Raw genomic sequence first — 10,139 nt, 5'->3', positions numbered from 1 at the left:
GACTATACGTACCAGTTGTTTGGAAAATGGAATCTGAGCTCCGGTATCAAATACAACAGTACACAAAGCCGGAACGATTTTGATTATTTCAACCGTGAAGGATCTTTTGTAACTGCCGTTCCGGAGAATTCCAATCATTTTATTTACACGGAAAGGACTGCTGCCGCATATACCAGCGTTAGTGGCATCTTTGGCAAATTGACTTTGCAGGGTGGGCTGCGCGGCGAATACACCCGGACCAGGGGCAATTCCCTGACGCTTAATTCCGTGAACGCGCGGAAGTATTTCAAGTTGTTCCCAACCGCATTTATTCAGTATAAGGTGGATGATGATAATCAATTGCAGCTCAATTATGCGTACCGCATTGAGCGCCCGGAATACAACCGCCTGAATCCGGCAAAGCGATTCTCTTCTCCATATAATGATTATGTTGGGAATCCGGCTTTACAACCTGCATTCGTACAGAATGTGGAGTTCAGTTACACCTACAAACAGGACTATAATGTTACGGCCTATTACAGTGCGACGCATGATTTGTTTTCGAACATCAATGTGCAGGATAATGAAACAAAAATTTACTCCGGGACACATGCCAACCTGGGATCGAGCGTGAATACGGGGATTCGTTTATCTTCCTCGTTTCATCCGTCTGGGTGGTGGGATATGAACGTAATTGCCGAAGGATACCGGCAGCAGGAAAAGTCGGCATTCCTGACGAGCAGTTATGATTTCCACCTGATATCCTATTATGCTTCATTGAACCAGTCTTTCACGATTGATGCAAAATCGGCTTTAAAAGCCGAGATCAGCGGAACGTTGACGGGGCCGGGCATTCAGGGTATCTACCGGGTGGATCACAGCTCTACTGTAGATGCGGGCATTAAGACCAATGTTTTACACGGTTTGGGTACACTGCGGCTGGCTGTGAACGATATTTTTAACACCAATAGCAATTATATTCGAATTAATTACCTGGATCAGCACAGCAGCTTCTTTCATCATGTAGAAAGCCGGAATGTGGGGTTAAGCTTTTCGTATCGCTTCGGTAAGAATGTAGCAGCTTCGCGGAGCAGGAGCACTGCCAGTGAAGAGGAGCGCAAGCGTGCACAATAGCTAGAGACACTGCCATAGCCTCATCTATGTGTTGAATTCGGATCCGGGAAGCCAGATCTTACCCATCAAGTAAGTTCTGGCTTCTCCACTGATGCGTACAGATCACCGTTGTTCTCACAGCAAAGTGTCCCCATCCGTTCTGACACCTGAAGGGCATTCAGCTTGTTTTGTTCAGTCTTACCGTCCAACAGAATCCTTAAAGGCAGCCGTTGAACTTGAAGTTAATAAGTTATAACTTCCTGTAAGTTATGCGATTGCAGATACAAATAACATACAATCTAAGAAAGATCTAGAAAAGTGTAGTTTTAGATGCTCATTTCAAATACCAGGGAATAATGATAACGCAGTTGCTACAAAAATTTTCCTTATAATCTTAAGTATCAATGTTAAATTAAAGTGCAGGATTGAACGCTTTCGATTTGCCACACTGTTCGAGATATTTCAAATTCTTTTACCTTTACATAAATAGTAACAAAGTTAATTGAATATGGAAAAGAGTGAGATTGATTCGATGGTTACAAACCCTATATCAAAAGGTGGAATATTTTTCTCTTGTCATGAAGACAAGCATAGGGTTACAGAATATTTTATACCTGAACATTTATTGGTTCATGTACATCAAGGGGAAATAATTGTACAGGAAGCTGATCGGACATATAGTATTACCAAAGGACAGACTGCTCTATTTGCAAGAAACCAACTTGCAAAATTCACAAAAGTACCGGATGGAGATGCTGCCTGTAAATCCATTACTTTTTTTTTCTATCAGTCATTTTTACAACAGCACTTTGATTCTAATAGACTACAAACTATAGCACATAAGGGTACCAAATTATTACAGTTTGGTCCGCATCCTTTGCTTAATAGCCTTTTTAATTCTGTTCTACCTTATTATGATTTTGCAGGTGAACTTTCAGAGAACCTAATTGCTATCAAATTAAATGAGGCGCTTACCATCTTACGTGAGATTAGTCACTCAGTAGACGATATTTTGAGAGATTTAAGTGAGCCAGGAAAACTTGATATCTCGGATTTTATGGATAAAAATTATGTATTTAATATTCCACTAAGAAGATTTGCCTACCTAACTGGCCGAAGCTTATCCACATTCAAAAGAGATTTTCAAAAGGCTTATTCAGTTCCACCGCAAAAATGGTTACATCAAAAGCGTTTAGAACAAGCCCATTACCTTATAGCGGAAAAAAAACATAAACCATCAGAAGTATACCTGCAGGTGGGATTTGAGAACCTTTCTCACTTTTCTGCATCGTTTAAAAAAGCATTTGGATATAACGTATCGAGTTTATAATGAACTTGTAGGCAAAGTATTTATGAACCGCTGACAAAACCATCAACTTCTTACTTACGATATCTTTGTACTGTAATAATATTATTAGTATAAAAGATTAGAATGGAAAATAGAACAGTTATCATAACAGGTGGAAATTCGGGAATAGGTAAAGCAACAGCTATAGGGTTTGCAAAAAAAGGATATAATGTGGTTATATCGGGTCGCAATGAATCAACAGGAATTAGAACCTTATCAGAAATAAGGGCTAAGGGAGTTGAGGCTGAATTCTTTAAAGCAGATGTTCGCCACGAGGAAGACGTTATTAAATTAATTAATGGAACCATGGAAAGGTTTGGTAAAATCGACATTATGGTTAACAATGGTGGTATCGCTGGTGCGTCAGAGGGTCTGTTAGCAGATACGAGTGCAGTGAACATGAGAGATCTTTTAGATACTAATGTGATGGGAGTATTCTTTGGAATGAAATATTCCATCAACGCCATGTTAAATAATGGCGGAGGCGCTATTATTAATCTTGCTTCTATCGCTGGCTTAAACGGTATTTTGTATGCTGCACAGTATTGCGCATCAAAACATGCAGTAGTTGGACTAACCAAAGCTGCTGCTGTTGAATATGCACAACACGGAATCCGCATAAACGCTGTTGCACCTGGAGCAATAAAAACAGAGGTTTTCAAAAGCTCATTAGATTCTGGATTATATACGGAAGAAAGTATTGCTGCTATTCATCCAATGAACAGAATGGGGGTAGTAGAAGATATTGCAAATGCGATTATATTTCTTGCTGCAGAAGAAAACAGCTTTTTGACAGGCAGCATTTTATCTGTGGACGGTGGATTTAATGCGAAATAATTCACGCATATTTCAAAAAGAAAAGTCGTTAGGAGTCGATAATTATTTGATTCTCAGGTTCCACATTAAATAAAATAACTGCATATAAAGCGATTAAGGATGGAACTGGAATTTGCCCTGATCATATATTTTCGACCTTGCGTCATTTTCACCACTATATCACAATCAAATTTGTGCTTTGTGGAACATGTAAATAGAAGACAAAATTGAGACGTTGTGTTATTTGGTTCAATATATATGCATGCCACTAATATTATCATAAAAAGTGGTTGACTGCTGAGGCCGGCAAAGGAAATCTACTAAATAAGGGGGTAAAAAACAGATGACGATCTTAATAATCACTAAAAAGATCTCAAGTAGGATCCTAGCCATTTTAAGGAATTTTTAAAGTGGCTTTGTTTGGGTTTGAGTGAGTTGGTTTTCTTATTCATACTTTAGATATTATGTTTTCCTCATAGTCTGCAGTTTGAAACCGTGCGGAATATTCGGAAAGGACAGTAAAACATAAAAAGCACAACTAATCAACACCCTTTAAAAAGTGATTAAAGAGCAACGTGCAGAGCCAGTCACCGGGTCATAATCGAGGCCTGTGGAGTGAAAATGGCAGTAACTACAATACCTCCCGGATCAAGGTTAAGCTGGTCAAATTGTACCCGGTCAATTTTAATGTTTTTTACATTTGCTTCAGCGTCGTAAACCAGAACGTAATCCTGCGATTTGAAGACCTCTTGGGATTTGATGCTTAGTGAGTTCAATATGTTTTACGGTAAGTTGGCCTAAACCGGTATCCTTGAAGGGAAGTCAGTGGTATATAAACCCTTAAATACTTTGTTTGTAAATGCATGAATTTGATAAAGCGCTAATGCATTTACTTTTTCTTAAATGCCATGAGTGCTGCCTGAATCTCAGTTGGAACTCACGGACGGGTGTATACTGGACGGTGTCGTATTCGTGTCGGGACAAAGTGGTAATTCTTTACGCCTTGTCCAAAAATAAATGGCGAACAGTAAAATTATGGAAGGAATTACGATCCCGAACTCCCCAGTAAAGTACTTAGTTCCTGGATAATTAACCGTAACTGGATCAAACACGCCCTGAACGAATAAATTATGACTGGCATGCAGCATTACGCCGGTCCATAAGCTGTTCGACTTTAAGCGGAACCAGGTCGCTATGAAACTTATACTAATGACACCTATCGTAAACGTAACCAGAGAATACCAACTGGGCCCCCCGGAATTATAATTTCCGAAAATCAGCAAAGGGTAATGCCACACAGCCCAAATTAGTCCGGAAATTGAAGCGGTTTTGGTATAGCTTCTTGTACTTCCAGCGATTTCAGGCAATAAAAATCCACGCCATCCAATTTCTTCACCCAAAGCTGTTGCAATACTGGGTATTAACCCAATTACGCCCTGTAAGATTAAAAAGATAACTAGAAATACACCAGGTGGAACGTTCGTCCAACCTAAATCCTCTTGCATTTTTGCTAGGAAAGCGGCATTGTAAAAACCCCCGGCACCGCAAATCCAAACGATTGTATAGCCGATCAATACATAAAGAAAGGGTGTCAGATAGGAAAATAACATATACTTGGGTTTACCCCATTGCCAGGCCAGATCAGAAATGTTCCTTCCTAAGATTTTGCAGGTAATGTAGGCGGCAAGCGCGGGACACCACATGATTCCATAGCCGTAAACCCGGTTACCAAAACTTCCGGTTTTGCCCAGTGTATGTATGGTAAGCAGCCATACAATGGAGCTTAATAATAGGGTGATAGACAAAAAGATTGATGCGGCTTTAAGCCTCGGTGTTTTAATTTCCATGTGTTGAGATGATTGTTATGTAGGATTATTTCATTCTGCATCAGTGCATCACAATTCAATTGATAAAGCGCTGATGGATATATTATAGTTGATAGTTATGGATGCAAACTTAGGCAGCGGTAATGTAAAAGACAGTTAAGCTCGGTTAAATAGCGTTAAATCTGAGGGGTGAAAGATTTTGTTGCCGGAAAAAAGCAGACTTTTGGAGAATGAAGCATTTGGCGCCGAAATATATTTATCCGCTGGTTGTATTATCTGTAGTGATAAGTCTGTTGCTGCAGGCAGCCTGGTTAAGTCAGCTTTTTAAAGAAGAAAAGCGACGAACGATTGATGATCTGGAAAAGATAGCCATCTCGGCATCAAAGGAGAATATCTATGCAACATTAGATGATAGGTTTACAGGGAACCCTGCCCTGAAGCGATTTTTCCTGTCTGCCGAATGGGTAGACATCTGGCAGGGCTTTGAAGATGCGAAGGATTTGGGTTTATACAAATCTTTTGATATCGACCCGCAAGCCGACTCCACCACACTGGAATTCCGTATGGTTTTTCTACAAAATCCACCCGCAAAACGGCTTTCTCCAAAATACAATATGGGTTATTCTATTCAGGAAATGAATAGACTTGATAGCCTGTCTTTCATCGGCTTTAAACAGCTGGTTGCGGCAAAACTTGTTGCATTGGGTCTTAAATCGGGACATTCTTTCACCGTTAATTCTTACGGTGCGGTGGGTAGTTTACCGGGAGGGTTGAAGTCCGAAGATTTTAGAAGTAAAAGCTATGGTTACAATCTTTTGCACCTTCGTCGTGCCCAGCTTGTTGTGAATTCCGTAACTCGTCTGGTCTTATTTAAAATGCGCTATTTTTTAATATCTTCTATTTTAATGCTTTCGTTGATATGGGTCGCATTCTATTTTATAATTAGATTGATGATCAGCCGCCGCTTATATGCAGACGCCCGCGTGGATTTTACTAGTAACATAACGCATGAAATTAAAACCCCGATCGCTACAGTTGCCCTGGCGCTTGAGTCAATCAGTAAATACAACCTGGTTAGTGATCCGGAGAAACTACAACGCTATCTAAATATGGGGAAACAGGAGCTGCAAAGACTCAGTCATATGGTAGAGAAGGTGCTGAGCCTAAGCCAGGAGGGCGAAATTCACCTTAGCCCGGTTTTCTATGATGTTCAGGCGGGACTTTCCGATGTGATCCAATCCATGGAACTGCCCTTGCAAAATGCAGGCGCTTTCTGCAAACTGGCTGTATCGCCTGAGCCTTGTTTTATTGAGGGGGATGCAGTACACCTCACCTCTGTATTTTTTAACCTGATAGAAAACTCGATTAAGTATGCGACCCGCCCATTAGAATTGCTGATTACGTGTGCATGTGATGAGGATTGGGTAACCATCAGTTTCCAAGACAATGGCCCGGGTATATCGCAGATTTATCAGGATAAGATCTTCGAACGCTTTTTTAGGGTTCCACAACCCGGCAATACACACCCGGTTAAAGGGTCAGGTCTGGGACTGAATTATGTGCTCGGGATCGTTCATCGTCACAAGGGTACAATCACATTAAAGAGTGAAGTGGGTGAGGGCAGTACATTTACAATTAAATTACCGGCAGCAAGCAATGAATTCTAAAGTTCTATACATCGAAGATGAGCCGTTCATTTCGCAGATCGTTAGTGAAGGACTTGAGAGCAGCGGCTTTGTTGTCAAAGCTGTGGCTGATGGTAAGTTGGTTATGGAAGCGTTGAAGGTGTTTTCGCCTGACATATGCGTTATGGATATTATGCTGCCTTCCATAGATGGATATTCGTTAACGGCAGAGATACGAAAGATTGACTCGCACATTCCAATCATCTTTGTCAGTGCGAAATCACTTACAGAAGACGTGGTTCAGGGCTTTAAGGCAGGGGGTGATGATTACCTTAAAAAACCGTTCAGCATGGATGAATTGATCGTACGTATCGAATCTTTACTCGCAAGAGCTAGGAAATTTCCGGTGATTGGGGCCAGCGTTGAGCAGCGGATGTACGAATTTGCTGGTTGCCATTTCGATGCGACACATCAGCAACTCACAACGCCATTAGCTAAGTATTTATTGTCATTTAAGGAAGCTGCGCTGCTAGAGATGTTGCTCCAACGAAAAAACGATGTGCTGAAACGCCAGGACGTATTGAATAAGATATGGCAGGAAGACACCTATTACAACACCAGGAGCATGGATGTTTTTATGGCTCATTTAAGAAAGTTGCTTAAGGACGACCCGAAGGTACAGATACTCAGCCTACGCGGCGTCGGTTATAAGTTATTCTGCTGATCTTCTTCCCAGCTTATAGCGATGATGTGAAATAGCCAATTAACTTAAGTGAAAAAATGACTTAGGGAAGCCAGCGATATTTGTATCAAATACTTATTTGATATGAAAATTCTTCAGAACAAAAACATGGCAAGGCCATTATTTTTCTCGCTTATGCTGGCTGTCTGTATGCTGGCTTTTACCGGCTGCGATAAAGACGACAACAATTATCGCTCCACCTCGAAAACCTTTGTCCTGGTGCATGGTGCTTTTCAGGCACCGTACGCCTGGCAGTTCGTGAAGACGAAATTAGAAGCTGCAGGACAAAAAGTTGTGGTTGTTGAACTGCCTGGCCACGGCAAGGATCAGACCCCACCTGAAACAATCAGCATCAATAACTACCGGGACAAAGTAGTCTCTGCGATTAAAGCCATAAAGGGTCCCGTTGTACTGGTTGGTCACAGTCTTGGCGGTGCAATCATCACCGCAGTAGCAGATACTATTCCAGACCGTATTGAAAAACTGGTTTATCTGGCCGGCTTCGTTCCAGGGAATGGCCAGTCTATTTTCGATCTGACGTCGATGGATCCCAATTCACAATTCGGTCCGGCTTTGATTCCTTCAGCGGACGGCTTTACAGTCGCCATTCCCAATGATAAGGTCATGCAGGTTTTCGCTCAGGATGGAAATGAACAGGTGAAACAGTTGCTCATTGAAAACAACAGGCCAGAGCCCATCGCCGCCCAGGCAGATAAGATTCATTTGAAAAATCCGGCTTTTGCCTCGGTGCCAAAATATTACATCTACACCAACCAGGACCATGCAATTACCATTGATTTGCAAAAGAAGATGGTCGAAGCTGCAGGAATCAAGAATGTTTTTGCTGTTGAGTCAGGCCACTGTCCGATGCTTACCAAGCCGGAAGAGGTGACTGGATTTCTTTTACAGATCATTAAATAAACCAATTTATAAATTTTAAAAATAACATCATGAAAGCAGTCTTCAAGAACAATTTATGGATCGGCCTGATCGCAATCTTCGTATTCCTCGGCCTTAATGTCAACCTGGCAATGGCACAAGATGGCCCAGTGGAAACCACGACATTAAAGCCAGGTGAAAAAGTGCCGGACTTTACCTTATTGGATCAGAATGGTGATCCCTTCCAACTTGCTCAATTCGTCGGTAAAAAAAAGTTGATTATTTTCTTCTATCCAAAGGATGAAAGCCCGGTTTGTACCACCGAGGCATGTGCATTCCGGGATGCATATGCTAAATACAGTGATGCAAATGCGCTGGTGATCGGCATCAATAATGGTACGGTAGCCAGCCACAAGGCCTTTGCGGAGAAAGAGCATCTCCCATTCACGTTGTTAAGTGATCCGGAAAACAAGGTGTTGAACCTGTTCCAGGTGAAAGCCCAGAACTTCGGCAACAATGTGAAGGTGAGTGGCCGTGAAACATTCGTCATCGGGCTGGATGGTACTGTGGCTTACAGCTTCAGGGATTTTATGAAAGGTGATGAACATTCTAAACAGGTTCTAACCTTTCTGAACAGCAAATAACGGTGTTGTTGCACATTCAGCTCTTTCAGGCGAATGTGCAAGCTGCAGAAAGCAGTCATAATCTGAAGAAACCATTATGAGCAAACATGCACAAATCACATTTAATATTGCGCATAACAGTTCAGGTCCGATGCCAAGTTTGCCAGTAGCTGCGGCTGGCCCAGTTTCTACGAGCCAAGCCGGACAGCTGCTGTCCATTATCATACCGACAATTCTTACGGGATGCAACGAACCGAAGTACTGTGCGGGCGCTGTGATTCTCACCTGGGTCACATCTTTGACGACGGACCGCCGCCTAGCCATAAGCGGTTTTGCATGAACTCCGTTTCTCTTGACTTTGAGCCGGATAGCAAAAAATAACCGCTAAATAATATTCACTTTTTTTTAGCAGTTTTCACTTAAGTTAAAAACCGGAGGTAGAATAAGGTTGAACTTTGGGGACAGAAACAAATTAAAGTATATCTATCATGACAACAACAAATCAATCCAATTATAGCGTTTCCAGCCAGGCTTTTGAAATTGCTACAGCATTGCGCAAACTTTATATTACCCGTGTGGCATTTTCAGTCCTTTGGATAGCCCTTGTAGTGACCCTGGCGAAGGCGAATACGACTTTAGCTACCATTCTATTTATCCTTTACCCAGCCTGGGATGTTGCGGCAACTTTTTTTGATATCAACGCAAATCTACCCACCGCTAACAAAACTCCGCAATATGTTAACGTGGGCATTGGGATTCTTACGACCATTGCAGTGACCATTGCCCTGCAGAGCGGCATTCCGGAAGCGCTGATGGTATTTGGCGTATGGGCTTTTCTTACCGGCTTAATCCAGTTGATGCTTGGCATTCGCGTCGTAAACATTTCGAAGGACAATGGCCAATGATCATTAGTGGAGCTCAATCTATGTTGGCCGGCGGATTCATCATTGCCACGGCGCACACTCCAAATCAAGGTGTAGCTTCATTGGCCGGTTATTCTGCATTTGGCGCATTTTATTTCGCATTAGCTGCCTTCCGATTAAGCAAAACGATCAAAAACACACCGCTCGCGTCGTAAGTCTTTCCAGCATCTGGAATAGCTGACGGTCGTCATTAACCCCTTATACAAACAACACATGAAAGGCGATTTAAATGCAGTTACGACTGCTGGTCAAGATCAATTATCCC

10 protein-coding genes and 1 pseudogene are annotated in these 10,139 nt (G+C 41.9%); 9 read left to right on the top strand and 2 right to left on the bottom strand.

Features of this window, described 5'->3' with window-relative positions; translation table 11 throughout:
* From ACR2F7_RS14460 to ACR2F7_RS14450, 3 genes are all read left to right on the top strand, one after another.
* A partial coding sequence (locus ACR2F7_RS14460) for an outer membrane beta-barrel family protein (protein ID WP_432714253.1) occupies positions 1-1,113 on the top strand: 1,113 nt, incomplete at its 5' end.
* Positions 1,114-1,600: 487 nt separating this feature from the next.
* The gene (locus ACR2F7_RS14455; RefSeq protein ID WP_432714252.1) at positions 1,601-2,422 is read left to right on the top strand and encodes a helix-turn-helix domain-containing protein; all 822 of its coding nucleotides are present in this window, start codon (positions 1,601-1,603) and stop codon (positions 2,420-2,422) included.
* A 102-nt stretch (positions 2,423-2,524) separates the two neighbouring features.
* Positions 2,525-3,277 (top strand): SDR family NAD(P)-dependent oxidoreductase, encoded by a 753-nt coding sequence (locus ACR2F7_RS14450; protein ID WP_432714251.1) that lies wholly within the window; start codon positions 2,525-2,527, stop codon positions 3,275-3,277.
* Positions 3,278-3,843: 566 nt separating this feature from the next.
* Here ACR2F7_RS14450 and ACR2F7_RS14445 read toward each other — a convergent pair.
* Together ACR2F7_RS14445 and ACR2F7_RS14440 are read right to left on the bottom strand one after the other, a co-directional pair.
* Entirely contained in the window at positions 3,844-4,032 is a 189-nt protein-coding gene (locus tag ACR2F7_RS14445; RefSeq protein WP_432714250.1) for a hypothetical protein, read from the bottom strand.
* A 150-nt stretch (positions 4,033-4,182) separates the two neighbouring features.
* A complete protein-coding gene (locus ACR2F7_RS14440; protein ID WP_432714249.1) occupies positions 4,183-5,061 on the bottom strand; it encodes a CPBP family intramembrane glutamic endopeptidase in 879 nt (292 codons plus the stop codon).
* A gap of 251 nt (positions 5,062-5,312) precedes the next feature.
* Here ACR2F7_RS14440 and ACR2F7_RS14435 point away from each other — a divergent pair, with 251 nt between their 5' ends.
* The 6 genes and pseudogenes from ACR2F7_RS14435 to ACR2F7_RS14410 all read left to right on the top strand — a co-directional run bounded on the left by ACR2F7_RS14435 (position 5,313) and on the right by ACR2F7_RS14410 (position 9,856).
* A complete protein-coding gene (locus ACR2F7_RS14435; RefSeq protein WP_432714248.1) occupies positions 5,313-6,749 on the top strand; it encodes a sensor histidine kinase in 1,437 nt (478 codons plus the stop codon).
* Entirely contained in the window at positions 6,739-7,431 is a 693-nt protein-coding gene (locus ACR2F7_RS14430; RefSeq protein ID WP_432714247.1) for a response regulator transcription factor, read from the top strand. The genes ACR2F7_RS14435 and ACR2F7_RS14430 overlap by 11 nt, the downstream gene beginning before the upstream one ends.
* Positions 7,432-7,533: 102 nt before the next feature.
* Entirely contained in the window at positions 7,534-8,370 is an 837-nt protein-coding gene (locus ACR2F7_RS14425; RefSeq protein ID WP_432714246.1) for an alpha/beta fold hydrolase, read from the top strand.
* A gap of 29 nt (positions 8,371-8,399) precedes the next feature.
* On the top strand, positions 8,400-8,972 hold the full coding sequence (locus ACR2F7_RS14420) for a peroxiredoxin (protein ID WP_432714245.1): 573 nt from the start codon (positions 8,400-8,402) through the stop codon (positions 8,970-8,972).
* 132 nt (positions 8,973-9,104) lie between these two features.
* Positions 9,105-9,332: pseudogene (gene msrB / locus ACR2F7_RS14415) on the top strand (peptide-methionine (R)-S-oxide reductase); the annotation flags it as partial.
* A 107-nt stretch (positions 9,333-9,439) separates the two neighbouring features.
* Entirely contained in the window at positions 9,440-9,856 is a 417-nt protein-coding gene (locus ACR2F7_RS14410) for a hypothetical protein (protein WP_432714244.1), read from the top strand.
* Positions 9,857-10,139: the final 283 nt, after the last annotated feature.

The sequence above is a fragment of the Pedobacter sp. genome (assembly GCF_045628745.1).
Taxonomy (GTDB): Bacteria; Bacteroidota; Bacteroidia; order Sphingobacteriales; family Sphingobacteriaceae; genus Pedobacter.
This window is presented reverse-complemented; position numbering and strand designations above follow the sequence as displayed.

What these genes read in the sequence shown, in the direction of transcription:
- ACR2F7_RS14430 (WP_432714247.1), top strand. Translation starts at nt 6,739, where the DNA reads ATGAATTCTAAAGTTCTATACATCGAAGATGAGCCGTTCATTTCGCAG.
- ACR2F7_RS14410 (WP_432714244.1), top strand. Translation starts at nt 9,440, where the DNA reads ATGACAACAACAAATCAATCCAATTATAGCGTTTCCAGCCAGGCTTTT.
- ACR2F7_RS14450 (WP_432714251.1), top strand. Translation starts at nt 2,525, where the DNA reads ATGGAAAATAGAACAGTTATCATAACAGGTGGAAATTCGGGAATAGGT.
- ACR2F7_RS14425 (WP_432714246.1), top strand. Translation starts at nt 7,534, where the DNA reads ATGAAAATTCTTCAGAACAAAAACATGGCAAGGCCATTATTTTTCTCG.
- ACR2F7_RS14455 (WP_432714252.1), top strand. Translation starts at nt 1,601, where the DNA reads ATGGAAAAGAGTGAGATTGATTCGATGGTTACAAACCCTATATCAAAA.
- ACR2F7_RS14420 (WP_432714245.1), top strand. Translation starts at nt 8,400, where the DNA reads ATGAAAGCAGTCTTCAAGAACAATTTATGGATCGGCCTGATCGCAATC.
- ACR2F7_RS14435 (WP_432714248.1), top strand. Translation starts at nt 5,313, where the DNA reads ATGAAGCATTTGGCGCCGAAATATATTTATCCGCTGGTTGTATTATCT.